At 70.8% G+C, this 26,761-nt stretch carries 24 protein-coding genes and 1 tRNA gene; 15 read left to right on the top strand and 10 right to left on the bottom strand.

Annotated elements, in window-relative coordinates; genetic code table 11:
• Positions 1–52: 52 nt before the first annotated feature.
• From HZS54_RS03295 to HZS54_RS03285, 3 genes are all read left to right on the top strand, one after another.
• On the top strand, positions 53–1,609 hold the full coding sequence (locus tag HZS54_RS03295) for an alpha/beta hydrolase (RefSeq protein ID WP_179920539.1): 1,557 nt from the start codon (positions 53–55) through the stop codon (positions 1,607–1,609).
• 124 nt (positions 1,610–1,733) lie between these two features.
• Positions 1,734–2,762 carry a winged helix-turn-helix domain-containing protein gene (locus HZS54_RS03290; RefSeq protein ID WP_179920538.1) on the top strand — a complete coding sequence of 343 codons (1,029 nt, stop codon included), beginning with the start codon at positions 1,734–1,736 and terminating at the stop codon, positions 2,760–2,762.
• 63 nt (positions 2,763–2,825) lie between these two features.
• On the top strand, positions 2,826–3,077 hold the full coding sequence (locus HZS54_RS03285; RefSeq protein WP_179920537.1) for a hypothetical protein: 252 nt from the start codon (positions 2,826–2,828) through the stop codon (positions 3,075–3,077).
• A gap of 187 nt (positions 3,078–3,264) precedes the next feature.
• Here HZS54_RS03285 and thrC read toward each other — a convergent pair whose 3' ends face one another.
• Entirely contained in the window at positions 3,265–4,545 is a 1,281-nt protein-coding gene (gene thrC / locus HZS54_RS03280) for a threonine synthase (protein ID WP_179920536.1), read from the bottom strand.
• A 115-nt stretch (positions 4,546–4,660) separates the two neighbouring features.
• Here thrC and HZS54_RS03275 point away from each other — a divergent pair.
• Positions 4,661–4,735 (top strand) — tRNA-Arg (locus tag HZS54_RS03275).
• Positions 4,736–5,043: 308 nt separating this feature from the next.
• Complete coding sequence (locus HZS54_RS03270; RefSeq protein ID WP_179920535.1) at positions 5,044–5,328, top strand: DUF8101 family protein; 285 nt, start codon at positions 5,044–5,046, stop codon at positions 5,326–5,328.
• Positions 5,329–5,356: 28 nt separating this feature from the next.
• Here HZS54_RS03270 and HZS54_RS03265 read toward each other — a convergent pair whose 3' ends face one another.
• Positions 5,357–5,656, bottom strand: coding sequence for a hypothetical protein (locus HZS54_RS03265; protein WP_179920534.1), 300 nt, complete (start codon positions 5,654–5,656; stop codon positions 5,357–5,359).
• Positions 5,657–5,695: 39 nt separating this feature from the next.
• On the bottom strand, positions 5,696–6,469 hold the full coding sequence (locus tag HZS54_RS03260) for a creatininase family protein (protein ID WP_179920533.1): 774 nt from the start codon (positions 6,467–6,469) through the stop codon (positions 5,696–5,698).
• A gap of 134 nt (positions 6,470–6,603) precedes the next feature.
• Between HZS54_RS03260 and HZS54_RS03255 the strand changes: the two genes are divergently transcribed.
• The 4 genes from HZS54_RS03255 to HZS54_RS03240 all read left to right on the top strand — a co-directional run bounded on the left by HZS54_RS03255 (position 6,604) and on the right by HZS54_RS03240 (position 10,210).
• The gene (locus HZS54_RS03255; protein WP_179920532.1) at positions 6,604–7,395 is read left to right on the top strand and encodes a class I SAM-dependent methyltransferase; all 792 of its coding nucleotides are present in this window, start codon (positions 6,604–6,606) and stop codon (positions 7,393–7,395) included.
• Between the two features lie 82 nt (positions 7,396–7,477).
• Positions 7,478–8,053: a (2Fe-2S)-binding protein gene (locus tag HZS54_RS03250; protein ID WP_179920531.1), complete on the top strand. Its 576-nt coding sequence runs from the start codon at positions 7,478–7,480 to the stop codon at positions 8,051–8,053.
• Between the two features lies 1 nt (position 8,054).
• The gene (locus HZS54_RS03245) at positions 8,055–8,987 is read left to right on the top strand and encodes an FAD binding domain-containing protein (protein WP_179920530.1); all 933 of its coding nucleotides are present in this window, start codon (positions 8,055–8,057) and stop codon (positions 8,985–8,987) included.
• Positions 8,984–10,210, top strand: a complete 1,227-nt coding sequence (locus HZS54_RS03240; RefSeq protein WP_179920529.1) for an XdhC family protein — start codon at positions 8,984–8,986, stop codon at positions 10,208–10,210. Before HZS54_RS03245 ends, HZS54_RS03240 begins: the two co-directional genes overlap by 4 nt.
• Positions 10,211–10,620: 410 nt before the next feature.
• Here HZS54_RS03240 and HZS54_RS03235 read toward each other — a convergent pair whose 3' ends face one another.
• The gene (locus HZS54_RS03235) at positions 10,621–11,403 is read right to left on the bottom strand and encodes an SDR family NAD(P)-dependent oxidoreductase (RefSeq protein WP_179920528.1); all 783 of its coding nucleotides are present in this window, start codon (positions 11,401–11,403) and stop codon (positions 10,621–10,623) included.
• A gap of 141 nt (positions 11,404–11,544) precedes the next feature.
• On the opposite strand from HZS54_RS03235, the gene HZS54_RS03230 reads away from it, so the two are divergent.
• Together HZS54_RS03230 and HZS54_RS03225 are read left to right on the top strand one after the other, a co-directional pair.
• Positions 11,545–11,967 (top strand): PPC domain-containing DNA-binding protein, encoded by a 423-nt coding sequence (locus HZS54_RS03230; protein WP_179920527.1) that lies wholly within the window; start codon positions 11,545–11,547, stop codon positions 11,965–11,967.
• Between the two features lie 49 nt (positions 11,968–12,016).
• Positions 12,017–17,272, top strand: coding sequence for an LAGLIDADG family homing endonuclease (locus HZS54_RS03225; RefSeq protein ID WP_179920526.1), 5,256 nt, complete (start codon positions 12,017–12,019; stop codon positions 17,270–17,272).
• A 521-nt stretch (positions 17,273–17,793) separates the two neighbouring features.
• Here the strand turns inward: HZS54_RS03225 and HZS54_RS03220 are convergent.
• Positions 17,794–18,456 (bottom strand): SWIM zinc finger family protein, encoded by a 663-nt coding sequence (locus HZS54_RS03220; RefSeq protein ID WP_179920525.1) that lies wholly within the window; start codon positions 18,454–18,456, stop codon positions 17,794–17,796.
• Positions 18,457–18,646: 190 nt separating this feature from the next.
• On the opposite strand from HZS54_RS03220, the gene HZS54_RS03215 reads away from it, so the two are divergent.
• The gene (locus HZS54_RS03215; protein WP_179920524.1) at positions 18,647–18,895 is read left to right on the top strand and encodes a DUF7472 family protein; all 249 of its coding nucleotides are present in this window, start codon (positions 18,647–18,649) and stop codon (positions 18,893–18,895) included.
• A gap of 28 nt (positions 18,896–18,923) precedes the next feature.
• Here the strand turns inward: HZS54_RS03215 and priL are convergent, their stop codons facing one another.
• The 3 genes from priL to HZS54_RS03200 all read right to left on the bottom strand — a co-directional run bounded on the left by priL (position 18,924) and on the right by HZS54_RS03200 (position 21,166).
• Positions 18,924–20,186, bottom strand: coding sequence for a DNA primase regulatory subunit PriL (gene priL / locus HZS54_RS03210; protein WP_179922922.1), 1,263 nt, complete (start codon positions 20,184–20,186; stop codon positions 18,924–18,926).
• A 100-nt stretch (positions 20,187–20,286) separates the two neighbouring features.
• The gene (locus HZS54_RS03205; RefSeq protein ID WP_179920523.1) at positions 20,287–20,439 is read right to left on the bottom strand and encodes a hypothetical protein; all 153 of its coding nucleotides are present in this window, start codon (positions 20,437–20,439) and stop codon (positions 20,287–20,289) included.
• A 115-nt stretch (positions 20,440–20,554) separates the two neighbouring features.
• Positions 20,555–21,166 (bottom strand): cell division protein CdpA domain-containing protein, encoded by a 612-nt coding sequence (locus HZS54_RS03200; protein ID WP_179920522.1) that lies wholly within the window; start codon positions 21,164–21,166, stop codon positions 20,555–20,557.
• Positions 21,167–21,391: 225 nt separating this feature from the next.
• Between HZS54_RS03200 and ilvD the strand changes: the two genes are divergently transcribed.
• Together ilvD and HZS54_RS03190 are read left to right on the top strand one after the other, a co-directional pair.
• The gene (ilvD, locus tag HZS54_RS03195; RefSeq protein WP_179920521.1) at positions 21,392–23,143 is read left to right on the top strand and encodes a dihydroxy-acid dehydratase; all 1,752 of its coding nucleotides are present in this window, start codon (positions 21,392–21,394) and stop codon (positions 23,141–23,143) included.
• 485 nt (positions 23,144–23,628) lie between these two features.
• Positions 23,629–23,940 (top strand): HalOD1 output domain-containing protein, encoded by a 312-nt coding sequence (locus HZS54_RS03190; protein ID WP_179920520.1) that lies wholly within the window; start codon positions 23,629–23,631, stop codon positions 23,938–23,940.
• A 1-nt stretch (position 23,941) separates the two neighbouring features.
• Here the strand turns inward: HZS54_RS03190 and HZS54_RS03185 are convergent, their stop codons facing one another.
• The gene (locus HZS54_RS03185; protein WP_179920519.1) at positions 23,942–24,124 is read right to left on the bottom strand and encodes a hypothetical protein; all 183 of its coding nucleotides are present in this window, start codon (positions 24,122–24,124) and stop codon (positions 23,942–23,944) included.
• 92 nt (positions 24,125–24,216) lie between these two features.
• Positions 24,217–25,068 carry a ribose-phosphate diphosphokinase gene (gene prs / locus HZS54_RS03180; RefSeq protein WP_179920518.1) on the bottom strand — a complete coding sequence of 284 codons (852 nt, stop codon included), beginning with the start codon at positions 25,066–25,068 and terminating at the stop codon, positions 24,217–24,219.
• A 161-nt stretch (positions 25,069–25,229) separates the two neighbouring features.
• On the opposite strand from prs, the gene HZS54_RS03175 reads away from it, so the two are divergent.
• Positions 25,230–26,759, top strand: coding sequence for an endonuclease/exonuclease/phosphatase family protein (locus tag HZS54_RS03175; protein WP_179920517.1), 1,530 nt, complete (start codon positions 25,230–25,232; stop codon positions 26,757–26,759).
• The last annotated feature ends 2 nt before the right edge of the window (positions 26,760–26,761 follow it).

Here is a 26,761-nt window from a genome sequence, read left to right as displayed (position 1 = left end):
AATCCCGTTCGCCACAGGCTGAAGTCCCCGCCGGGACACGCGTCGAGTGACGATGCAGTCCGACCCTGATACCTTCCCCGACGCTTCGCGCAGACGACTCCTCCGCGCGGTCGCCGGGCTGTCACTCGCCGGCGGGCTCGCCGGCTGCAGCGGCGACGGCACCGACGGCTCGCCCGCACCGGGTGAGAGCCCCACTGCTTCTCCGGATTCGACCCCGTCACCGACCCCTGCGGCGACGACCGCGCCGCCGACCGACCTGTCGACGGCGACGCCCACGGCGACCCCGACCGCCACGGCGTCGCCGACGGCCACGTCGACGCCGGCCGGGCCCGCGGTCGCCCGCGAGTTCGTCGCCCACCTGCGGGCCGGCGAGTTCGACGCCGCTCACGCCATGAGCACCGACGAACTCGCGTCGAACCTCCCGCGGTCGACCCTCGAACGGCTCTGGCTCGGTCTGCTGGCCCAGCACGGTGCCGTCGAGTCCACGGGCTCCGTCGAGACGACGACCCGGGACGGCTCGACGACGTTCGTCGTCCCCGTCGACTGCGCCGAGGGGTCGGCACGGGTCGAAGTCGCCGCGGCCGGTGGCAGCCGCGTCGGCGGCCTGTGGTTCCCCGCCGAGTACCGCTCGCCCGACTACGTCGACGACGCGGCGTTCACCGAGCGGACGCTGACCCTCGAACCCGGGGGCTGTTCGCTCCCCGCGACGCTGGCCGTCCCCGCCGGAGCGGGCGGTGGGTCGGGCGCGGCGACCGCGACCGATAGCGGGGCGGCGACCGCCACCGCAACCGACGCCGGCGACGTCCCGGGCGTCGTGCTCGTCCACGGCAGCGGCCCGCACGACCGCGACGAGACGATCGGCCCGAACAAACCCTTCCGCGACATCGCACAGGGGCTCGCCACCCGCGGCGTCGCGGTGTTGCGCTACGCCAAGCGGACCTACGCCTGCGACGTGCCCCGCGCCGAGTGGGCCATCGACGACATCGTCGTCGACGACGCCGTCCACGCGCTGGGCGTCCTCCGCGACCAGCCCGAGGTCGACCCCGAGCGGACGGCCGTCGCGGGCCACAGCGTCGGCGCGGCCTGCGCCCCGCGGATCGCCGAGCGCGACGGGCGGGTCGCCGGCGCGGCCGTCCTCGCCGGGAACGCCCGCCTGTTCACCGAGGTCTACCCCCCGCAGGTGCGACACATCTTCGAGGTGCAGGGCGGGCTCTCGGCGCGGGAGGAACAGCAGCTCGCGGCGGTGAAACGGCTGATGACCGCCGTCGAGAACGGCTCGGTCGCCGACGGTCGCCCCGTCGGACCGCTGCCGGGGATCTGGTGGAAGACGTTCTACGAGTACGACCAGGTCGCGACCGCCGATCGGATCGACGCCGACCTCCTGTTCGCCCACGGCGGGCGGGACTTCCAGGTCCCGATCGATCCGGCGATGACGGGCTGGCGCGAGGGACTGGACGACCCCGGCGCGGCCCGCTTCGAGCGGTATCCCGACCTGTCGCACATCTTCCAGCCCGGGGCGGAGCCGTCGCTGCAGCTCGAGTACCGCTTCGCCGACAGCGTCGCCCGTGACCTCGTGACCGACCTCGCCGACTGGACAACCGGACTGTAGCGGTCCCCGACCGACCCGGTCCGTCGATTCCACGGGGGCCGCACCGACCGCGGTCGGCCGATGGATTTGTGCCCGTCGACCCTGAACGGTCGCGTATGTTCGGGACAGGGACGGTGGGGTTCCCGTGACGCCGCCGGGCGGATCCGACGGCGGTCGCCCCGCCGACGCGGAGGGTGAGGACACCGCCGACGCGGACGACCGGGGCGAGCAGGCCGAGGCCGACGGGCGCGCCGACCGGGCCGACGGGTCGGAGTCGGCGACTGCCGCCGAACAGCGCGTCGACCCCTCGGAGGCGTTCGCGGCGCTGTCGGACCCGCTGCGGGTGGAGATCCTCCGGGAGCTCGCGACCGCCCACCGCGAGCGGGAGGTCGAGCCGGTCGGGTTCGCGGACCTGCGCAAGCGCGTCGAGGTGCGCGACTCCGGGCGCTTTCGCTACCACCTCAACGAGCTCCGGGACAACTTCGTCCGGAAGGGGGAGGGCGGCTACCGGCTGACCGTCACGGGCGTCGAGACGGTCGCCGCGATCCTCGCCGGGACCTACACCCACGGCGGGTCGATGGGCCCCGAGCCGATCGACAGCGAGTGCTCGGCCTGCGCGAGCGCGGCGGTCGCGACGTACCGCGACGGCCGCTGCGCCGTCACCTGCGAGAACGACCACCCGCTGTTCGGGTGGACGCTCCCGCCCGCCGCGGCCGCAGACGCGACGCTCCCGGAGGTCGTCTCTCTGGCCGAGCTGTACGCCCGCCAGGCCATCGAGCGCGCCCTCGCCGGCGTCTGCCCGAAGTGCTCGGCGCCCGTCGACCCGCGGATCGTCGTCGAGGGCGACGACGCCGACTCCGGCGACACCGGGGCCGCCGAGGCGACCGGCCCCCTGCCGGGCCTGCGCGTCCGCTGTGAGACCTGCGGCGGGCGCCTCGTCGGCCCCGTCGGCTTCTGCCTCCTGGTCGACCCCGCCGTCGCGGCGTTCTATCGCCGCCACGACCGCCCCCTCGACGCGCTCCACGTCTGGGAGCCCGCCTTCGTCGCCGACGACGACACGGTCGAGGTGGTCGAGCGCGACCCGCTTCGCGTCGCCGTCGAAGTCACGCTGGACGGCGACCGCCTCGCCGTCACCGTCGACGAGTCGGGCCGCGTGTCCGTCCGCGAGGGATGACAGCGTTCGAATAGAAGATCCGTTCGCCGAGCGCCCAAGTGGCCGCCGGTCGGAGGGATCGATATGGCAACGAACGGTGTCGACTCCGATTCGGAGGGGGTCGCGAGCCTGTACGCCGAGGCGAAGTCGATGACGGCCTCGCCGCTGCTGTACGTCGGCGCGATCACCGTCGTCGTCGGAACGGAGGTCGCCGAGTGGCTCCCGCTATCGGACTTTCACTCGACGCTGGCGCTGTTCCCGATCGCCCTCGCGTTGCTGTACGGGCAGTTGGGGCTGCTGGCGTACCTGCGCCGGCGCAGCTACGGCGGGTGTTGATGGGCGGGTCGCGGGAGCCGGACGGTTCCGACCGTCCGTCGAGCGATCGAACGCCGGGCGGCCGAGCGCGAGGCGGCGACCACGCCCCCTCCGCGGCGAACCGTGCGTGTCGTCCAGTGACATCTGGATCCGTCGTCGTGCCCACGGGCCTTGGTCGTTCGTCTCCGGAGCGCCGTTCGACGGCGGGTTACTCGCCGAGGTGGTCGAGGACGGCCTCGGTGTCGTTGGGGACGGGTTCGGGGTCGCCGCCGGCCTCGAAGGCGGCCTCGGGGTCCTTGAGCAGGTGCCCCGTCGTGAGACAGACCACGTCCTCGTCGGCGCCGATCTCGCCGGACTCGCGGAGCTTGCGCAGGCCGGCGACGGAGGCGGCGGACGCGGGCTCGACGCCGACGCCCTCCTCGGCCAGGTCGCGCTGGGCCTCGGTGATCGCCTCGTCGGAGACGGCGACGGCGGTGCCGCCCGTCTCGCGGATGCCCGGTAGCGCCTTCGGGGCGTTGACGGGGTTGCCGATGCGGATGGCGGTCGCGCGGGTCTCGACCTCCTCCCAGCGCCGGACCTCGTCGTTGCCCTCCTCGACGGCCTCGACCATCGGCGCCGACCCCTCGGCCTGGACGCCGGTGAGTTTCGGCACGTCCCCCTCGTCGATGGCGCCGGCCTTCCGGAGTTCGCGGAAGCACTTGTACAGCGCGGCGGTGTTGCCGGCGTTGCCCACGGGCAGGACGATCCGGTCGGGATAGGTCCCCTCGTCGGCGTTGAACCGCTCCATAATTTCGAGGCCGATGGTCTTCTGGCCCTCCAGGCGGAACGGATTGAGGGAGTTGAGCAGGTACGCTTCGCCGCGGGCGGCCAGGTCCTGCACGATGTCGAGACAGGAGTCGAAGTTCCCGTCGACTTCGAGGATGCGGGCGCCGTGGAGGCTCGCCTGGGCGACCTTCCCGGCGGCGACCTTGCCGGCCGGGAGCAGGACCAGCGTCTCCATCCCGCCGCGGGCGCCGTAGGCGGCCAGCGCGGCGGAGGTGTTGCCGGTCGAGGCGCAGGCCAGCCGGTCGACGCCGACCTCCTTGGCCACGCGGACGCCGACGGTCATCCCGCGGTCCTTGAAGCTCCCGGTGGGGTTCATCCCCTCGTGTTTGATCCGGAGGTTGTTCACGCCGACCTCCTCCTCGATGCGCGGGACGTAGTGCAGCGGCGTCCCGCCCTCGGGCAGCGAGACGCCCTCCTCGAAGGGGAGGGCGGCCGAGTAGCGCCAGACGCCGTAGGGGCCGCTCTCGGGGGAGCCGCCGGCGCCGAACTCGTCCCACGTCGGGAGGTCGGCGTAGCGGACTTCCAGCAGGCCGTCGCAGTCGTCGCAGGTGTAGCGGACGGCGTCGAAGGGGGCGAACGTCTCGCCGCACTCGATGCAGGTGAGCCAGACGCCGTCGTCGGCGACGGCGGGCTCGGGCTCGTCGAGGGCCAGATGCGCGCTCATTGGAAGGGTCTGGACGCCCGGCGACCAAAAGAGGGCCGGTTGCTCGCTGGGCGCCGCGCTCGGGTCGCTCGAACCCGGGCCGCTTTTTAGGCGCGCACGTCCAACCCGAAACACGGGGCGCGTAGCTCAGTCCGGATAGAGCGTCGGACTTCTAATCCGACGGTCGTGGGTTCGAATCCCACCGCGCCCGTACCACTTTTTGCGGCGGAGAGTTCCTCGCGCGCCGGGGGGCGCGCTGCGGGAATCCTCCGCCGCAAAAACTTGGGGAAAAAGGCCGGCTGCAGCGGTCGCTTCGCTCCCTCGCAGCCGGTGAACCGGCGCCTCCGGCGCCGGATGCTGGTGGGCTTTGAAACCCTCTGTAGCGACTGACCCCAGCGACCGGAACTCGATGGCTCAGTTACCGACCGCTCTCGACGCTTACGGTACCCGACTCAAACGGCTAGATTGACCACAGCCCGGCCCCCGAAGACACTTGCCGCCCACCCCGAACGTACTGGCGTGGTCGAAGACCTGCCGACGGACGTGCGGACGGTGCTCTCGCAGTTGTTCGCCGAGGGCCGGCGCGCGCTCGACGAGAACGACCCTACCACTGCACGCGAGAGCGTGACGAGCGCCGCCGCGGTCGTCCGGAACAAACTCCCCGAGAGCGCGCTGAAACGGGAACTCCGTCACGGCTGCGAGCGAGTGGTCGACCTGCTCGACACCGGCGACGAGCCGGCAGACGCCGAGGCCGCGGCGGAGTACCTGGCCGCGATGGAGCGGCGGCTGGACGCCGTCGAGTAGCCGGAGAACGAGCCGAGCGCGCGGCCGCTCAGAAGCCCTGGTTCGGGTCGGCGGCCATCGCGTCGTAGCCGGCGATGCGGTACTCGCGGGAGTCGGTGCAGTCGTCGTTCGCGTCGGCCAGATCGCCGACCGCGTAGTCGAAGCGATGCTCGAAGTCGCCGCTGTGGCTCTCGACGCGGTCGAGCACGTCCTCGGCGCTCAGGTCCTCGTCGAAATCCTCACGGAACGCGGCAGCGTTCTCGGCGGCCGTCGCGGCGGTCTCCGCGCCGGCGTCGAACTCGCTCTCGAACGCGTCGACCAGTTCGGTCTCGAAGTCGTCGTCGCTCATACGCGACCGATCGGAACGGTCCCACCTGTCTCTTTCCACTTAGACGTGGTCGCGGGGCATCAGCTCCTCGAAGGGCTGGTCGTCGAGCCACTCGGCGAGTTTCACGAGCTGGTCGCTGGCGGCCTCGAACAGCTGTTCGCCCTTCTCGCGGGTCGCGTCGGTCTGGTCGCCCAGCACGCCGCTCTCGGTGTTGTCGATGGCGTCGTAGAAGGTCCGTGCGCCGTGCTTGCGCAGCCCCTCGAAGTGCTCCACGTCGCGGACGCCCTCGTCGCGGGCGCGCTCGAACTGGTCCTCGCGGACGAGGTCGTCGTCGATGTGGAGCATCATGGCGGTCTCCTTCGGGCCGCCGTGGGGGCCGTTGTGCTCGAACAGGTCGTCGACCAGATCGGGGATCGACTCGTCCCACATCCACTCGACGGCGTAGGCGACCTCGTCGTCGCGGACCCGGCGGCCGACCTCGCGGAGATGCTGGACGTTGCCGCCGTGGGCGTTGACGAAGACCACGCGGTCGACGCCGTGGTAGGTGAGGTTCCGCGTGAGCGACTCGACGTAGTCGCGGAAGACGCCGGGCTCGACCCACATGGTGCCGTTGAACTGGCGGTGATGCGAACTGACGCCGACGTTGATCGTGGGCGTGCAGAGATATCCCGTCCGCTCGGCGGCCTCGCGGGCGAGCGCCTGTGCGATGCGGTGGTCGGTCGATTCGGGGAGGTGCGGGCCGTGCTGTTCGGTCGACCCGAGGGGAACGAGCGCCAGCGACTCCTCGGCGAAGTACTCGCCCAGTTCCGGCCAGGTCCGGTCTCCGAGGTACATGTCCCATCCCGAGGACCGCCCCGCCGTTACTGTTTCCCCTCGCGGCGGTATCGCCCGCGTCGGTGGCCGTGTCGCGTGCCACTCTATCCCACGCGGCCCCCGTCACTGATTGTCCGGCGGGTCGATTCGCCGGTATGGACGACGGCGTGACCGACGAGCTAACCGACGTGGCGACGCCGGAGACGGGCGACGCCCTCGGTGCGATGCTCCGGGAGTACCACCGAGGTGGCGAGGGCGTCGAACTGATCGAGCGCGACGACGGCTGGATCGGGATCAGCGCGGGCGGCGAGTTCTACTTCGCCGCGTACGACGAGTGGCCCGAACCCGACCGGCGCGCGGTCGACCGCGTCGAGGGGCGCGTCCTCGACGTGGGCTGTGGCGCGGGCCGCGCGGCGCTGTACCTGCAAGAGCGGGGCCACGACGTGACCGCCATCGACGTGTCCCCGGGCGCGGTCGAGGTGGCCCGCGACCGCGGCGTCGAGGACGCCCGCGTGGTCGACGTGGCCGACGTGGCCGACGAGTTCGACCCCGGCACGTTCGACACGGTGTTGATGCTCGGCAACAACTTCGGGCTCGCCGGGACCGCCGAGACGGCGCCCGACCGGCTCCGGGACCTCGCGACGGTGGCGACCGACGACGCGACGCTCGTCGCCCAGAGCCGCGACCCGGTGGCGACCGACGACGAGCACCACCTCGCGTACCACGAGATGAACCGCGAGCGCGGTCGGCTCCCCGGCGCGCTCCGGATGCGCGTCCGCCACGAGCGGCTCGCGACGCCGTGGTTCGACTACCTGATGGCCGCGCCCGACACGATGGCCGAGCTGGCCGGCGAGACGCCGTGGAACCTCGTCGATACGCTGGAACCGGACGAGGGGTTGGACCCGGCGGGCGGCGACTACGTGGGGATCCTGGAAATCGAAGGTTGACCCTCTCGTCGGGTCCAGGCGCTCCGGCGGGGGACCAACACTTTACTCGCTCGCTACCGTTGTCGGGACAAGCACTCTCTGCATGTCGACACACGATATCTCTCTCACGGTGAACGGAACGGAGGAGGCCCTGACCGTCGAGTCGCGGACGCTGCTGGTCCACGCCCTGCGGGACGACCTCGGATACACGGCGCCGAACGTCGGCTGCGAGAGCGGCAAGTGCGGCGCCTGCACGGTCGAGGTGGACGGCGACACCGTCAAGTCCTGTACCGTCCTCGCGGTCCAGGCCGACGGGAGCGACGTGACGACCGCGGCCGGCCTCGCCGACGACGGGCTCGACCCCGTTCAGGAGGCGTTCCACGACGAGCACGGCCTGCAGTGTGGCTACTGCACGCCCGGCATGCTCGCGACGACCCACCAGCTGCTCGCCGAGAACCCCGACCCCTCGCGCACCGAGATCCGGAAAGCGCTGAAGGGCAACGTCTGCCGCTGCACCGGCTACGGGAACATCGTCGACGCGGTGGAGACCGCCGCCGAGCGGCTGCGGGACGCGGACGGGGAGGCCGAGCCGGCGGATGGTACCGCCGACGGTTCGACCGCGTCGGACGACGAGCCCGACGAGCGAACCGACCGACCGCGAGCGGAGGCCGAGGACTGAGATGTTCCCGGCCGAGTTCGACTACGAGCGGGCCGAGTCGGTGAGCGAGGCGCTGGACGCGCTGGAGCGACACGCCGGCGCGGACGTGGAGATCCTGGCCGGCGGTCACAGCCTCGTCCCGGCGATGAAGACGGAAGGGCGGGCGCCGGACGTGGTCGTCGACCTCGACGTCCCCGCGCTCGACGCGGTCAACGCGCTGGACGACCGGACGGTCATCGGCGCGCTGACGACCTACGCGACGATCGCCGACTCCGGGGCGGTGCGGTCGACCGTCCCGCTGGTGGCCGAGGCGGCGAGCGAGGTGGGGGACCTGCAGATCCGAAATCGCGGGACGATCGGCGGGAACCTGGCGGAGGCCCACCCCGGCGCGGACCTGCCGGCGGCCGTCCTGGCGAGCGACGCGACGGTCCTGCTGCGCAACCAGGACGGCAAGCGGGAGGTCCCCGCGACCGGTTTCTTCCGCGGCGACGGCGAGACGGCGGTCGAGCGGGGGGAACTCCTCGCGGGCGTCCGCTTCCCGCACACCGGCGAGGCGGGCTTCGCGTACGCGAAGAAGATCCATCCGGCGACGGGGTACGCGATGGTCGGCGTCGCCGCCGTCGTCGAGACGGACGGCGACGCGGGCGGAGATGGCGGTGCGAGCGACGACGCGGGCGGCGAGGAGACCGTTTCGAGCGCGCGCGTCGCCGCGACCGGCGCGGTCGACCGGGCGGTTCGCCTCTCGTCGGTCGAGGGCGCGCTCGCCGACGGACCGCTCGATTCGACCGCGATCGACGCCGCGGCGAGCGAGGCGCCGGACGACATCGACGCCGAGCGACTCCGCTCGGACGCCTACGCCTCCGGCGAGTTCCGCGGGGAACTGCTGGAGGCGTACGTCGCTCGCGCGCTGGAGACGGCCGCCGAGCGGGTCGCCGGCGACACTCTGACGGCATGACCGGGGACCGGGTCCAGTCGGACTGGTCGGCGCCCGAGCCCGCGGTCCGCGCGACCGCACGGGAGTATCTCGATTCGGGCGAGCCGGCGGTCCTGGCGACGGTCGTCGCCGTCGACGGCCGAGCCTACCGGCGGCCGGGCGCGAAGATGGTCGTCGCCCCCGACGGTGGAGCGGCCGGTGGCGAGTCGGGGACCCACGCCGGAGCGGAGTCCGACCCGGACTCGACCGGTGCGGGCTCGGTGACCGCCGGCTGCCTCGCCGACTCGGTGGTCGACCTGGCGAGCGACGTGCTGGCCGACGGGTCGGCCCGCGTCGAGCGGTTCGACCTCCGGTCGGACGAGACGTGGGGTCTCGGTGTCGGCTGCGACGGCGTCGTCGACCTGTTGCTCGAACCGCTCGGGGAGCGTCACCGGCCGCTCGTCGCGACCGCCGACGAACTGGACGGGGGGCGGACCACCGCGGTCGCCGTCGAGAGCGAGGACGACCGCGTCGCGGTGGGCGACCGGTGGATCGAGGGCGGGGCGGTGGGAGCGGACGGCGCGAGCGGGTCGGACGGCGAGCGCGGGGACGGCGAGAGCGACGCCGCCGGCTCGCTCCCGCCGGCGGTCGTCGCGGCGGTCCCCGACGACGTGGACGGAACCCGTTCGGTTCGAGCCGAAACGGGGGGCGGAACGGTTCGGCTGTTCGTCGAGCGCCTGGCGCCGGCGCCGCGGCTCGTGGTCGTCGGGAGCAACGCGGACGTTCGGCCGGTCGTCGAGTCGGCGCGGTCGGCGGGCTTTCGGGTCACCGTCGTCGGCTTCCGCGGCGGTCGCGCGACGAGCGATCGCTTCCCGCGGGCCGACCGAGTGGTCGCGACCTCGCCGCGGGACCTGCGCGGGGCCGTCGACTTCGGACCCGAGGATTCGGTCGTGCTGATGACGCACAACTTCGTCGACGACCGCGTGGCGTTCGGGGAGCTACTGGATACGCCCGTCGGCTACATCGGCGTGCTCGGGCCGGCCGAGCGCTTCGACCGGCTGCGCGCGGCGCTGGCCGACGACGGCGTCGAACTGGACGAACGGGACCGCGACCGGATCTACGCCCCGGTCGGCCTGGACTTGGGCGGGGGAAGCCCCGCGCAGGTCGCCCACAGCGTCGTCGCGGAGGTGCTCGCGGTCCGGAACGGTCGCTCTGGCGGGCATCTTCGTGCGGGTGACGGACCGATTCACTCGCGAGACGCCTGAGTGGCTATGGATTCGTGTCTCGTAGTGGGTGGCTCGACTGGATTCGCTGGAGAGCGTCGAACGCCCTCGACCCGCTCGTTAGGAGTGATACCGACTGCGGGAGACAACAGGCGTTGAAAGCCCTCGACGCGCTCGCGGTCGCTGAGCGGGATATCCGCGCTCTCCGCACGGCCCGCGCGGATAGTGCCCGCTCAGGCGACTATCGACGCGAGCGCGCCTCGCCCTTTCAGTCCGCCAGGGACAGCAACCGCACCGCCCCGCACAGCAACCGCAGACGGCCACGAGCCTCCCCAGCCGATTCGCGACACACGAGTCGCGAATCCCTCGCGCGACTGTTTCGAGCGGCCCGCCACGAGGCGGGCACGCTCGACAGCGCGCGCCGGTTCAAGAGTCGGTGGTCGATTCCCGCCCTATCGGTTGTCCAGCCGCCAGTCGGGGATGGGGACCTGGCCGCCGTCGACGCGGAGTTCGTGGCCGTTGACGTAGTCGGCGGCGGGCGAGGCGAGGAAGGTCACGCCGTTGGCGATGTCCTCGGGTTCGGCGAACTGGCCCAGGGGGTTCAGATCCTGGATCTGCTCGGTGACGGCCTCGGAGAACCCCTCGGTCATGCGGGTGTTCACCCAGCCGGGGGCGACGGCGTTCACCCTGATACCCTCGTGGCCGAGTTCGAGCGCGAGGCTCTTGGTGAGGCCGAGGAGGCTCCACTTGCCCACGTCGTACTGCGGGGACTGTCCGACGGCGTTCTTGGTGTGGATCGACGTGATGTTGATGATCTTGCCGTAGCCGTCCTCGACCATGCCGTCGACGACGGCGCGCGTGCAGTTGATCGAGCCGAACAGATGCACCTCGATGTTCAGCCGGAAGTCGTCGTCGTAATCCTCGTCGAGGAACGGCCCGGCGTTGCCGACGCCGGCGTTGTTGACGAGGATGTCCACGCTCCCGAGTTCCTCGACGCCGTGTTCGACCATCGCCTGCACTTCGGCCTCGTCGGTCACGTCGGCGGCGACGCCGACGGCGTCGCTGTCGTCGTCGCGGTCGCGGATGGTCGCCGCGGTGTCTTTCGCCACGTCCTCGTCGAGGTCGTTGACGATCACGTCGGCGCCGTGCTCGGCGAGTTCGAGGGCGATCGCGCGGCCGTTGCCGCGGCCGCCGCCGGTCACCAGTGCGGTCTGGCCTGTCAGGTCGAGATCCATGGCGTCCCGTTCGAACCCCGCCGTCTTCAAGCCCGGCGGTGGGGGAAGGGCTGTCTCCGTTCGTCGCGACCCCGGTCGACGGCGGGCGCGGGCGCGGCGCCGCTCGGAACGTTTTTTGTCGAGCCACTCGCTGGTGTGGGTATGGATTATCTGGAAGTCGAGGGCGCCCGCGAGTTCGTCGCCCGCCTGGACCACGGGGGCGACTGGCGAGCCCAGATCGAGGCCTTCGCCGCCGACGAGGGCGTCGACGCGGCCTTCTTCTTCGGTCTCGGCGCCGTGCAGGACGCCGAGATCCTGTACTACGACCAGGACGACGAGGAGTACTACCCGGAGACCTTCGACGAGCCGCTGGAGATGGCCGCCTGCGTCGGCAACGTCTCCGAGCTGGACGGCGAGCCGTTCGCCCACACCCACGCCGTCCTCTCGCGGGCGGACGGGACGACGCTGGCGGGCCACCTCGACAGCGCGACCGTCTTCGCGGGCGAGCTGTACGTCCGCGAGTTCGACGCGGAGCTGGACCGGGAGTACGACGAGGAGACCGCGCTGGACCTGTGGCCGCTGTGAGGCGGGCGAGACACGATGAACGAGGAACGATGAACGGAGGGACGCGACGATGAAACCGGAGGACCAACGCTACTTCGAACGACTGGAGTCGGGACTCGACGAGGCCTTCGACGTGGCCGAGCGCGCCCGCGAGGTGGGCGGCGACCCCGCCGACGAGGTGGAGATCCCCGTCGCCCGGGACATGGCCGACCGCGTCGAGAACATCCTCGGCATCGACGGCGTCGCCGAGCGCGTCCGCGAGCTAGAGGGCGAGATGAGCAGGGAGGAGGCCGCGCTCGAACTCGTCTCGGACTTCGTCGACGGTGACGTGGGCGACTACGACTCCCGAGCGGGCAAGATCGAAGGCGCCGTTCGAACGGCGGTCGCGCTGCTGACCGAGGGCGTCGTCGCCGCGCCCATCGAGGGGATCGACCGCGTCGAGATCCTGGAGAACGACGACGGCACGGAGTTCGTCAACGTCTACTACGCCGGTCCGATCCGCTCGGCCGGCGGGACCGCCCAGGCGCTCTCGGTGCTGGTCGCCGACTACGCCCGCGCGATGCTCGGCATCGACCAGTACAAGGCACGCGACGACGAGATCGGTCGCTACGCCGAGGAGATCGACCTCTACGACAAGGAGACCGGGCTGCAGTACTCCCCCAAGGAGAAGGAGAGCAAGTTCATCGCCGAGCACATGCCGATCATGCTCGACGGGGAGGCCACCGGCGACGAGGAGGTGTCGGGCTACCGGGATCTGGAACGGATCGACTCCAACTCCGCCCGCGGGGGGATGTGTCTCGTCATGGCCGAGGGGATCGCGCTGAAGGCCCCGAAGATCCAGCGCTACACCCGCAACTTGGACGAGGTCGACTGGCCGTGGCTGCAGGACCTCATCGACGGCACCATAGGTGACGACGGCGACGGGGACGAGGCGGAGGACGGCGAGGACGACGAGACCGAGGAGGCGGCCGACGGCGACGGGGACGAAGCGGGCGACGAGCCCGCGGGACCGCCCCGGCTGGACCCCTCGAAGAAGTTCCTCCGGGACCTCATCGCCGGCCGTCCGGTCTTCTCCCACCCGAGCGAGGCCGGGGGCTTTCGCCTGCGCTACGGCCGGGCGCGCAACCACGGCAACGCGACCGCGGGCGTCCACCCGGCGACGATGCACCTCGTCGACGACTTCCTCGCCACTGGGACCCAGATCAAGACCGAACGGCCCGGCAAGGCGGCCGGCGTCGTCCCCGTCGACACCATCGAGGGACCGACGGTCCGACTCGCCAACGGTGAGGTCCGGCGCATCGACGACCCCGAGGAGGCCCTGGCGGTGCGAAACGGCGTCGAGAAGGTGATCGACCTGGGCGAGTACCTCGTCAACTACGGCGAGTTCGTCGAGAACAACCACCCGCTCGCGCCCGCCTCCTACACCGTCGAGTGGTGGGCCCAGGAGTTCGACGACGCCGGCGCCGACGTGCAGGCGATGCGCGACTCGCTCGACGTGGACCTCTCCGATCCCAGCGCCGAGGAGGCCCTGGCGTGGGCCGACGACTACGACGCGCCGCTCCACCCCAAGTACACCTACTGCTGGCACGACCTGTCGGTTGACGAGGTGTGCGCGCTCGCCGACGCCGTCGACCAGGGGCGCATCGCCCAGACGGACGGCGCCGTCGTGCGGGACCCGGACGACGGCGACGGTGAGGACGGCAGCGACGGCACGGCCGAGACCCAGCACGACGCCGCCACGGACGGCCACGACCGCGACGCGGGCGCCGCGGCGGCGGGCGACCTCGTGCTCCCACGCTCGGAGGCGGTCCGCGAGGCCGTCGAACACCTCCTCGTCGAGCACACCCAGACCGAGGACACGCTCGTGGTCCCGGACTGGCGCCCGCTCGTGCGGACGCTCGGCTTTTCCGACTCGCTCGAACGCGACTGGGCGCCCGACGACCTCTCCGACCGCGCGCGAGCCTACGGCGGCGGCGAAGCCAGCGACGCGCAGCTGGCGTCGTCGGCCGCCTCCACGGAGGACGGCGCCAACGCCGTCGAGGCGGTCAACGAGATCGCCCCGTTCCCGGTCCGCGAACGGGCGCCCACCCGCATCGGCAACCGGATGGGCCGCCCGGAGAAGTCGGAGAAGCGCGACCTCTCGCCGGCGGTCCACACCCTGTTCCCCATCGGCGAGGCCGGCGGCTCCCAGCGGAAGGTCGGGGACGCCGCCGTCGCCGGCGACAGCTACGACGACAGCCAGGGGAAGGTCGAACTCGAAGTCGGCCGCCAGGAGTGTACCGACTGCGGCGAGCGCACGTACAAACCCCGCTGTCCCGACTGCGGCGGCGTCTGCGAGGCCGTCTACGTCTGTCCGGACTGCGACCACGAGGTCGAACCCGACGAGTCCGGCCGCGCGGAGTGTAGCCGCTGCGAGACGCTCGCCCGACCCACCCAGACGACGGTCGTCGACATCAACTCGGAGTTCAAATCCGCACTCGCGAACCTCAACGAACGCCCCACCGCCTACGACGCGCTCAAGGCGGTGAAGGGGCTCTCCTCCGAGCAGAAGACGCCCGAGCCCATGGAGAAGGGGGTCCTCCGGGCGAAACACGGCGTCTCGGCGTTCAAGGACGGCACCGTCCGCTACGACATGACCGACCTGCCCGTCACCGCGGTGCGCCCGTCCGAACTCGACGTGACCGCCGAGGCGTTCCGGGCGCTGGGCTACGAGGAGGACATCCACGGCCAGCCGCTCCAGCACGACGATCAGCTGGTCGAACTCAACGTCCAGGACGTGGTGCTCTCGGAGGGCGCCGCCGAGCACATGCTCAAGACCGCCGACTTCGTCGACGACCTCCTGGAGTCGTACTACGGCCTCGAACCGTTCTACAATCTGGAGGAGCGCGACGACCTCGTGGGGGAGCTCGTCTTCGGGATGGCGCCCCACACGAGCGCCGCGACGGTCGGCCGAGTTGTCGGATTCACGACAGCAGCAGTCGGGTACGCTCACCCCTATTTCCACGCCGCTAAGAGAAGGAACTGCTTCCACCCGGAGACGAAGGTGTGGTACGAGGACGAGGGCGGTGCGCTCAACCACGAGTCGATCGAGACGGTCGTCGAGGGGTATCTCGATCCGGACCGTGCCGAGCGCGACGACTTCGGAACGCTCGTCGACGACCTCGACCATCTCGACGGCGAACTGTCCGTCCCCTCGTTCGACAACGGTGGTTCGCAGTCGACCCAGTCCGTCGAGGCGCTCAGCAAGCATCCTGCACCGGACCACCTCGTCGAGGTCCGTACCGAATCCGGCCGGGAGTTGACCGTGACGCCGGATCACGACGTTCACATCTACGAACCGGATCTCGGCCGGATGGTCTCCGTCCCCGCGGGGAAACTCGACGACTCCGACTGTCTCGTCACGCCGAAGGATCTCGATAGCACCGGTCCGGCCGACGAGCCGAAGCGGTTCGATCTCCTGGAGGCGTTCGTCGAGTCCGATGTCGTCGACGACGACCGACTGATGGTCAAAGGCCTCGACAAAGAGCGGCTGTACGAGCGGTTCGAACGCCGGCTCGCCGACGAATGGGGCGGTCGCTTCTATCCGCTCCAGAGCACCGCCGACCACCTCGGCCTCACGAAGAAGACGCTGAGTAACTATCTCTACCGTGAGAGTATTCCGGTCACACTGCTGAGCGAGTTCTTCGACTCCACGGAGGACCTGCTCGCGTTCGTCCCCGAGGACGCGACGCTGGGCGTCAAACACGACAGGACTGAAATCGACCGGCACGTCACGCTCAACGAGCGAGTCGCGACGCTGCTCGGCTACTACGCCGCCGAGGGATTCGCCCGGGCCCAGGATACTCCGAAGGGGACGATCCATCAGACGACGGTCTGCGGCACGGACGAGGAAGCCCGACAGTTCTTCCTCGACGTGTTGACCGAGGAGTTCGGCGCCGACCCGTACGTCGAGAATCACGCGAAGGTCACGGCCTCGGGCAGATTGCTCCGCGGATTCTTCGACACGGTGCTGGATGCGGGCGTCTTCGCTCACACCAAGCGAGTCCCGCAGTGCATCTTCGACGCGCCCGACCGGATCGTCGGCGCCTATCTCGCCGGGTACTTCAGCGGTGATGGCACCGCAGACGACCAAGCGCCTCGCGTCTCGGCGACGACGGTGAGTCCGGAACTCAAGTCCGACGTGCTCGCACTGCTGACTCGGCTGGGTATCACCGCGACGGTGAATCACACGGAGCCGGTGGCACTTTCGGACGCGTTCCCGGACTTCTACGACGAGGACGGCGATGCGCTCTCACGTCACAGCTACGAACTTCACGTCTCTCGGGACGACGCCGTCCGGTTCGCCGACCGCGTCGGGTTCCACCTCACCGAGAAGGACGACCGGCTGCGCCGACAGGTCGACGGGCGGAAGTCCACCGGACGTCACGCCTACGTCTTCGACGGTGGTTCGGACGGATACCACCTCGATCCGGTGCAGTCGGTCTCCTACACCGAGTCGGACGTCGACCACGTGTACTGTCTCACCGTCGCCGAGACCCACTCGCTCATCGCCGAAGACCTGTCGGCAAAGCAATGTGACGGCGACGAAGACTGTGTGATGCTTCTGATGGACGGGCTGCTCAACTTCTCGAAGCAGTTCCTCCCGGACCAGCGCGGCGGGCAGATGGACGCCCCGCTCGTCATGTCCTCGCGGATCGACCCCGCCGAGATCGACGACGAGGCGCACAACGTCGACATCATGCGGGAGTACCCCAAGGAGTTCTACGAGGCGACCCGCGAACTCGCCGACCCGGAGGACGTGGAGGACGTGATGACCATCGCGGAGGAGACGCTGGGGACCGACGAGGAGTATACGGGCTTCGACCACACCCACGACACCACCAACATCGCCGCCGGGCCGGATCTGTCGGCGTACAAGACGCTGGGGTCGATGGAGGACAAGATGGACGCCCAGTTGAACCTCTCGCGGAAGATCCGGGCGGTCGACGAGACGGACGTGGCCGAGCGCATCATCGAGTACCACTTCCTGCCGGACCTGATCGGGAACCTCCGCGCGTTCTCCCGGCAGGACGTGCGCTGTCTCGACTGCGGCGAGAAGTACCGGCGGATGCCGCTGTCGGGCGACTGCCGGGAGTGCGGCGGTCGCGTGAACCTCACCGTCCACGAGGGCTCGGTCAACAAGTACATCGAGACCGCCACCCGCGTCGCCGAGGAGTTCGGCTGTCGCACCTACACGAAACAGCGGTTGGAGGTCCTCGAACGGTCGATCAACCGCGTCTTCGAGGACGACACGAACAAGCAGTCCGGCATCGCCGACTTCATGTGAGGGCGTCGTTCTCGCGGGTGCGTTTCGTCGGGCGATCGACACGGTGGGGAAACTCCGTCCGACAGAACAGGGGTGAAAAGGCCGGACGACTCGGTCGCTTCGAGCCGGACGGTCAGGACAGGTGATGTAGGTAGCGGTGCGGTTGCGGTGGCGTGCGCTGTCGAGCGTGCCCGCCTCGTGGCGGGCCGCTCGAACTAGTCGCGCGAGGGATTCGCGACTCGTGTGTCGCGAATCGGCTGGGGAGGGTCGTGGCCGTCTGCGGTTGCTGTGCGGGGCGGTGCGGTTGCTGTCCCTGGCGGACTGAAAGGGCGAGGCGCGCTTGCGTGCAGTTCAGTCGCCTGAGCGGGCACTATCCGCGCGGGCGGTGCCGAGAGCGCGGATATCCCGCCTCAGCGACCGCGAGCGCGTTGAGGGCTTTCATCGCTCACCGTTGAGTGCGGTCAGGTTCATCAGACTTCCTTCCAAACGAGAACGGCCAGAATCAACTACTCAACGAGCGCACGGACAGAGCATCGTCGCTCTCAGCCAGTGACGCGCTCGCGCAGATTCCGGTCGACGATTTCGGCGTCGTCGACCCGCTCCAGCCGCGACAGGGGGAACGAGTAGCGGCGCGGCGACTCCCGGCGGGCGAGGTCGCCCAGATACACCGCTTCGACCACGAGATCGTCGGCGGGGTAGCCCTCGTTGGTGGCGTAGTCGGCGACGGTCTCGCCGACGCCCTCGATGAGGACCTCGCTCGCCCGGGCCGGTGTGACGCGGGCGACGACGAGGCGGTCGTCGGCCTCGCGGTCGCGTGCGACATCGCCGGGTTCGAGCCGGCAGGCCCCGCAGAGGTCGGGCGGTCCCTCGCGTTCGGGGACGAAGGTGTCGACGCCGCAGGCGTCGCAGACGGCGGCGCGCTTGCCGGGCGCGGGCACGCGGCGGGTCGTGATCTCGATGCCGACGCGGCGGAGGTGCTTGCACCGCTCGCCGCGGAGCTGGTGGTCGGGGCAGGTACAGGTGCCCGCGGGGAGGTCGACGACGTAGGTCGCGCCGCTGGCGCTGTCGACGGCGTAGCGGCCGCCGCCCAGCGGGCGGACGGCCATGCGCTCGGTCCAGGCGCGCGCGGCCCGCTCGTCGAGCCGTCGAACGTCCGGTGCGAGTGCAGTTCTCCGGACCTGGGTAGGGGTACGTGTTTCGGACATATGCGTTCGGACGCTGGTGTTTCTCGCGACTGCGTCCACTCGAAACGTAGGTGCCGAGCGCACCTAAGTCCGTCGCGGGTGTGCGCGCGTGAGGGGGACGGTCGACGACCCCGCCGCGTCCGCCCCCGGTCGGCGGCCGGTGAACGCGCGCTTCGAAGCGCTTTTGCCCGGGCCGGGGAAAGCCACGGCCATGGAAATCGACCGGAAGTTCGCCGTCGAACTCGGGATCTCGGCGGCCTCGGTCGTCTTGTTCGTCGGTGCGGCCTATTTCGTCAGCTCCAACTACGCCGACCCCGGCAACGCGACCGGCAACGGCTCGGCCGCGCCCGTGCTCCAGCCCGACGGAGGGCTCGTCATGGTCGGCGTCGTCGGCCTGTTCGTCCTCATCATGGCCGTCGCCGGACTGATCCTCTACCGGGCGGACTTCGACGACGAGTAGCCGCCGTCCACCGCTCCGCCGGAACCGTTCAGGCTTCGGCGTCCTCCGCCGGTTCGGCTTCGTTTCCGTCCTCGGCCGCTCCGTCTTCGGCCTCGTCCCCTCCGTTCTCGTCCTCTCCGTTCTCGGCGTCTTCGCTCGCTCCGTCCTCGCCCTCCCCGTCCTCGGCGTCTTCTTCCCCTTCCTCGCGCGCTTCGCGCCAGTCGGTCAGGTCGTCCTCCTCGGCCTCGTCGAGTTGATACTCGTAGTAGTTCAGGGGGTGGGACTCGTTGATCTCCTCTTTACAGATGTCGTCCTTACCGACGCAGTCGCCGTAGGACTGCATCGTCGCGCAGGCGGGCGGCGAGTAGTCGGTCGGGCTGGTCGCCCCGCGGATGTGGTCGACCTGGTAGCGGGTCGCCTCCTCGCCGAAGCCCGGGTTGACCTGGAAGATGTCGACGATCTCGTCGGTCGTCATGCCGATGCTGGTCAGGAAGGAAGCGATGGCAAAGCGGGAGTGGTGTTCGAGGTGTTCGCCCTGCTGGACCTGGTCGAGGAGGTGTTTCATGCAGGGCGGGAACAGTTCGGGGACGACGGTGTCGATGTCGCGAGTGAGGTCCAGCTCCGAGAGCCGCTCGCGCAACCCCTCGGCCTCCGCGGCGAGTTCGTCGGCGATGGCGTCGGGCACCGAGAGGGGCAGTCCGTCGTCGACGCGGTGGCGGACCGCCTGGCGCAACAGCGCGACCAGCTCCTCGCCGTCGATCAGCACCTCGCCGTCGGACAGGGCCCGGTTGACCAGCCGCCACTCGTCGCCCCGCTGGTCGGCGGCCAGGTCGAGGTAGGTCCCGACTTCGACCCGGAACTCGCGGGACTGGCCGTCGCTGACGACGGCCGAGCCGTCGCCGACGCTCCCGTCGACCGCCCGGATAGGACCGGACAGGTCGAACTCCGCGAGCAGTTCCGGGAGCGTGAGCCGTGGCTTGCTGGCGGACTTGAGCTCCGTGGTGTCGGCGAAGTCGGTGGTGAATCGCTCGCGGGCGGCGGTGGCTTCGGCCTGGGCGTACTTGCGCGTGAGCACGTGCTCGTCGACGAGCGAGACGAGCACGCGCGCGACCGGATAGGAGAGCAGTTCGACCCGGTCGACGTCGTGGGCGTCACCGACGGTGCCGTCCTCCAGCGCCCAGACCACGCGCTCGACCCCGCGGGAGACGACGGCGTCGTCCTCGGCGACCACGGCCGACAGGTCGACGCCGGCCTCGCCGACGGCCTGTCGCGACTCCCCCCGCCAGGGGTACCGGGCGTGGATGGGCTCGATTCGCATCGACCGCTCGTTGTCCCTACCGTCGAATAAAGCCGACGGTCAGCGGGCCGGCGTCGCCACTGGCCGGCGCTCGAACCTGGGGACAATCGGTCGGCTACCGCTCGCGGACGGCCGCCGTGCGCATCTCCACGTACCGCCGCGGCCACGTTCGAACGTGGTCCTGCACCCGCGCCAGCGCGCGCGTCAGCGTCGTCTTCGCGGTCCGTCCCGTACTCGACCCTCTCGACGGTCGATCCCTGAGACTCATCACACGATCGTGTTACGCCGTGTCTATCATAAAAGTTGGTGGGCGAGGCGGGGCGGCGCCGTTCGCGGCGCTGTCGGCGTCGAGACCGGTAGAGACGACGCGAGCGGAAGCGGTGTCAGTCCCGGTGGAGCGCGCGCAGTTCCTCGGCGACGGCCTCGCTGTTGTCGGCGTCGCCCTGGACCGCGCGCTTGTAGCGCTGGTACTCGCTGCGGGTGACGTGGATCTCCTCGGTCTCGCCCTGGCGGGTGACCTCCAGGCGGACGGTCCCCTGGGGGTTGTTGCGGAGCTTGAACGAGGCGACGGCCGAGAGGACGAACCACAGCGCGACGCTCCCGCCGACGAAGTACAGCATGGCGGTCGGGAAGGCCATCGAGTCGCTGGCCTCGACCCACCGCTGGGGGTAGACGCGCCAGTACATCACGACGCCGGCGACGGTGATGGCGGCGCCGGCGAGCGCGCCGAGTCGCTCGCGGCGGCTGGCGGGCAGGACGGCGACGACGCCGACGAACATCGCCGGGATCCCCAGCCCGGCGAGGGCGCCGGCGACGCGGCGGGCGTCGGTCGTACTCGTCGCGTCGAAGACAGCCGCCAAGTCCGTCGTCAACACGAGGATGGCGCTCACGACGGCGAGCGCGCCGACGGCGAACAGGGCCCCGCCCGCCGACACGCGCCGCGGGTCGCGCCCGGTCCACTCCCCGCGGTCGTAGGCCTCCGAGAGACTGGGCATAGCCGATCCTCGTCGGCCGTCCTACAAAACTACCCGTCAGACACGCGCATGACGGCGCCCGCGGGCGAGCGCGCTACCGACCCGTACGGGAGTCGGGGCGGACGGCGGCGCGGCCGCCCACCTCCGTCCGCGGCTGCCACCCGGTCCGAACCGGTTCGGTCGCCGAGTGAGACGGGACACCACGCGGTAGAAAACGGTTTAGGGCGCTGGCGACGACTCAGGGGTATGAGCCAACAGGAGCCGGAACCGCGTGACGACGGTGCGGACGGAGAGGGTAGCGGGAAACCCGAGGACTTCCCGAGCACGGAAGTGACAGAGGGCGTCGAGAAGGCGCCCCACCGCGCGATGTTCCGCGCGATGGGCTACGACGACGAGGATCTCTCCTCGCCGATGGTCGGCGTCGCCAACCCGGCGGCGGACATCACGCCCTGTAACGTCCACCTCGACGACGTGGCCGACGCCGCCTACGAGGGCATCGACGAGAGCGGCGGCATGCCGATCGAGTTCGGCACGATCACCATCTCCGACGCCATCTCGATGGGCACCGAGGGGATGAAGGCCTCGCTGATCTCCCGGGAGATCATCGCCGACTCCGTCGAACTCGTGAGCTTCGGCGAGCGCATGGACGGCCTGGTCACCGTGGGCGGCTGCGACAAGAACATGCCCGGGATGATGATGGCCGCCATCCGCACCGACCTCCCCTCCGTGTTCCTCTACGGCGGGTCGATCATGCCCGGCGAGCACGACGGCCGGGAGATCACCATCCAGAACATGTTCGAGGGCGTCGGCGCCGTCGCCGACGGCGACATGACCGAGGCCGAACTCGACGAGATGGAACGGCAGGCCTGTCCCGGTGCGGGCTCCTGTGGCGGCATGTTCACCGCCAACACGATGGCCTCCGTCTCCGAGACGATCGGCTTCGCGCCGCTGGGGTCGGCCTCGCCGCCCGCCGAAGACGAGGAGCGCTACGAGGTGGCCCGCCGCGCCGGCGAGCTCGCGACGGAGGTCGTCGAGGCGCGGCGCCGCCCCTCCGATTTCCTCACCCGGGAGTCGTTCGAGAACGCCATCGCCATGCAGGTCGCCGTGGGCGGCTCCACGAACGCCGTCCTCCACCTGCTCGCGATGGCCGCCGAGGCCGGCGTCGACCTCGATATCCAGGACTTCAACGAGATCAGCCGGCGGACGCCGAAGATCGCCGACCTCCAGCCCGGCGGCGAGCGCTTCATGAACGACCTCCACGAGGTCGGCGGCGTTCCGGTCGTCCTGAAGGAACTGCACGACAACGATCTGCTCCACGGCGACGCGCTCACGGTGACGGGTAATACCATCGCCGAGGAACTCGAACGGGTCGACCCGCCGGCCATCGAGGACCTCGACGTCGACTACCTCTACACGGTCGACGAGCCGAAAAACGAGCAGGGCGCCATCCGCATCCTGACCGGGAACCTCGCGCCCGACGGCGCGGTCATCAAGATCACCGGCGAGGACCACCTCCACCACGAGGGCCCCGTCCGCATCTTCGACGAGGAGAGCGAGGCGATGCGCTACGTCCAGGAGGGCGAGGTCGAGTCCGGCGACGTGATCGGCATCCGCAACGAGGGGCCCCGCGGCGGCCCCGGCATGCGCGAGATGCTCGGCGTCACCAGCGCGGTGGCCGGCCAGGGCCACGCCGACGACGTGGCGCTGTTCACCGACGGCCGGTTCTCCGGCGCGACCCGCGGGTTCTCCATCGGTCACGTCGCCCCCGAGGCGTACGTCGGCGGCCCCATCGCCGCGCTGGAGGACGGCGACCGGATCACCATCGACATCGACGACCTCGAACTCTCCGTCGACCTGACCGACGAGGAGATCGAGGACCGCCTCGAAGACTACGACCCCGACCCGACCTACGAGTCGGGCGTGCTCGCCAAATACCACCGCGACTTCGGGTCCGCGGCGAACGGCGCCGTCACGAACCCCGGCGCCAAGTGGGAGTAGATCGGGAACGTCCGGCGGCCGCAGGCCGCCGGTTCTCCGGGTCGAGTGGAGCGAGACCCGTTTTTTGCCCCATCTTTTTGCGTCGGGGGTGCCCGCAGCGAGCGGGAGCGAGCGAGGACACCTCCGTACGGAAAAAGGTGGAAACCTACCACCGCGACTTCGGCTCGGCCGCCAACGGCGCCGTCACGAACCCCGGCGCCAAGTGGGACTGGCGGGGGCCGCGGGCCCGGCTCTTCGGCGGCCGACGCGAGGGACGAGCCCGGTTCGTCCGACCGGTTTCTCCTGCCTCAGAGATCCGATTACGATTACATCAATAATTGACGACGAAACGCCACGCTACAGCCGTTTGACGGGTTCTGCGCTGTCGACAGTTAATTTCACTACTGATATCTGGCGACACAAGGCATATGCGACAGGGGAACGTAGTGACGTGTATTGCTGGTCACAGATCCGGGCGGCCGGCATCGTCAATCGGGAACCGACACATGAGAGACGAAAAGCAGGGGGACGACGGCGGCGACGCACACAGCAACGGGTCCAACGCCGTCACGTTCGACCACTACGACTGGGACGAGGAGGACTCCCCGAGCATCGCGGTCGCGGAGGCCGTCGCGGCGGTCACGAACCGGAGCGTGACGGCGCTCCCGCCGGTGCAGGAGGTCGCCGACGCGGACGCGCTGGACATGCTCGTCCGCTCGGGCGACCCGCTGTCGGTCAGAGTCACGATCGACTACGCGGGGACGGACGTGACCGTCACGGGCGACGGTCGGATCCGAGTCAGAACCCGCTCGGAGTGAGTTACTCCCGACAGGCTTCGAGCAGCTGTCTGGCGTGGCGCACGTGGAAGTCCTTCCGATCGGTGTCCTCGGCGTCGAGCGCCCGCTCGAGATGAACGTCTATCCGCTCGACCGAGTCCGGGTCGAGCGTCCCCAGCGGCGCTCCCTCCGTCGTCCCCGAAGTGCCTTGCGTGTGTCCCGTCATTGCTCCGTGTTATCTGCTACCTCACGTACACCCGGCTTATAGGTTTTGGTATTGACACGTGCTTCGGGGAGCGGGTCGGCGCGGCGACGGGCTCAGAGGCGATCGGCGACGGCGGGGGCGGCGCTGACGGCGCTGACCGGGCGTTCGATCGTGTCGGTGCCGAAGATGGCGGTCGTCCCGGCGCGTTCGAGCTTCGTCCGGGCGTCGGCGGCGAGCATCGGGTGGACGCAGGTGACGAACACCCGGGCGGCGCCGCGGTCGGCGAGGACGGCGATGGCCTCGCTCATCGTCGACCCCGTCGCGACGATGTCGTCGACCAGCACCACGTCGCGGTCGGCGACCGCCGCGTCGCTGGGTTCGACCGTCACGTCGCCGGTGTCGTAGTCGCGGTCCTTCTCGAAGTAGTCGGTCGCCCCGCGGCCGTAGGCGTCGCGGGTCGTCGCCGCCAGGTCGACGGCGCCCTCGTCGGGCGAGAGGAACAGGGGGTCGGCCAGCTCGTCGGGCAGCGGGTCGGCCAGCAGGCCGGCGGCGTCGACCGGCTCTGCGGGCACGGTGAAGAAGTCACACACCGCGGTCTCGTGAGGGTTGACCGTGAGCACCCGGTCGGTCCCCGTCGAGACGGCGCGGGCGACGGCGCGGGCCGAGACCGGCTCGCCCTCGGAAAAGGCCCGGTCCTGGCGGGCGTACCCCATGTAGGGGAGGACGGTGGTCACCTCGCGCGCGCCGGCCTCGCGGACGGCGTCCTGGAGCTGGAGCAGTTCGACGTGGGCGTCGCTGGAGACGGTCGAGCCGACGACGACGGCCTCCTCGGCCGCGAAGTCGGCGAGCGTGGCCTGGAGCTCGCCGTCGGGGAAGCGGTCGTACTCGACGGCGGCCAGGTCCCGACCCGTCGCGTCGGCCAGTGCAGCCGCGAACGCCTGTGACGTGGACCCGCTGACGATCATGTGCGGGGCCGACGCGTTCGCCGGTAAACACCGTTTCGGTTGCACCGGCCGGTCGCTCGCGGCCGACCGAGCGGAGCGGCGACCGGCACGGCGAGCCGCCAGAATCGACGCTGAGAACTGGCGCGACACGGTCAAGGGGGACAGCCGGATACGGGCCGACGATGCCCGCGACGACCGACGCGATCGAGGGCGGTAACGGCAGCGACGGGGACGGCAGTGACGGTGACGGCAACGACGGTGACGGGGGGAACGGCAGTGACGGGAGCGGCGGGGACGGTTCGCCGCTCCGCTCGCCGACGCGCCGGGCGGTTCTCGCCGGTGCGGCGGGGGTCGCGACCACCGCCGTCGGTCGGTCGGCGGCCGCGTCCGGCGAGCGGACGGGCGACACGTTCGGCGAGACGGGCGCCGCGACCGACGCGGACGACGCCGCGGGGGTGACCGTCGCCACCTGGAACTGCTATCTCGGCGTCGACCTGTTCGACCTGTTCGACGCCGACTCGCTGGCCGGGGCGCGGTCGATCGCCGGGGACCTCGTCGCCGAGGCGCGGCGCCACCCGTACGCGGCCCGGGCGGACGCGATCGCCGAGCGGTTGGTCGCCGCCGACGCCGACGTGGTCGCGCTCCAGGAGGCCGCGCTCGTGCGGACGCGGCCGCTGTTCGCCGACGGGGAGGGGGAGACGGTCGTCGACCTGCTCGACCTCGTGACCGCGGCGCTCGCCGACCGGGACGCCGGCTACGACGTGGCGACCGCCGCCGTCACGACCGACGTGTCCGTGCCCGCGGAGGCGGACGACGAGTGGCTGGACGTGCGCCTGACCGACCGCGTCGCGCTGCTCGTCCGCGAGGGGGTGGACGTTCGCGACACGCGTTCGGGCCGCTACGACGCCCGGGCGCGGTACCCGGTGCTCGGCGACGACCTGACGGTGACGCTCCGGCGGGGGTACTGCCTGGCCGACCTCGTCGTCGACGGAGCGGCCCTGACGGCCTGTTCGACGCACCTCGAATCGTCGAAGGCGGCGGTCCGACGGCGCCAGGCCGCGGAACTCGTCGACCTGCTCCCCGCGGCGGACGGCGTCGTCGTCGGCGCGGACCTCAACAGCGGTCCGGGGGCCGGCGGCGACGCCTACGAGACGGTGACCGGCGCGTTGACCGACGCGGCGGCCAGCGTCGCGCCGCCCGAACCAGGCGACACCTGCTGTCAGCCGTCGGACCTGCGGAACGAGCGCCCGCGCCTCGGCAGCCGCGTCGACCACGTGCTCGCGCGCGGCCCCGACCCGACCGCGGTCGAACGGCTCGGCGCCGACCCCGCCGACCGCGTCGAGGCGACGGTCGACGGCGAGACGGTCACCGTCTGGCCCTCGGACCACGCCGGGGTCGCCGCGACGTACCCGGTCGCGGAGCCGACGCCGACCCGGTCGTCGACGCCGACCCGGACGCGGGCGCCGACGCCGACGCGGAGTCCGACCCCGGCGGCGAACCCGGCGTCCACGCGGACCCGAACGGGGAGTCGAACGCCGACGCCCCCGCCGGCCGCCTCCCCGACCGATTCGACGACGGACGCGTCGACGGAGTCACCGACGCAGCCGTCCGGGACGACGGGCGGGACGGGCGACGGGGTCGGTCTCCTGACGGCGGCCGCGGCGCTCGTCGGTGGGATACTCGCGCGCGGTCGGGACGGCGACGAGGACTGACC

Source organism: Halosimplex pelagicum, assembly GCF_013415905.1.
Lineage (GTDB): Archaea > Halobacteriota > Halobacteria > Halobacteriales > Haloarculaceae > Halosimplex > Halosimplex pelagicum.
The sequence above is the reverse complement of the archived record's forward strand: the minus strand, read 5'-3'. Positions and strand labels throughout refer to the sequence as shown.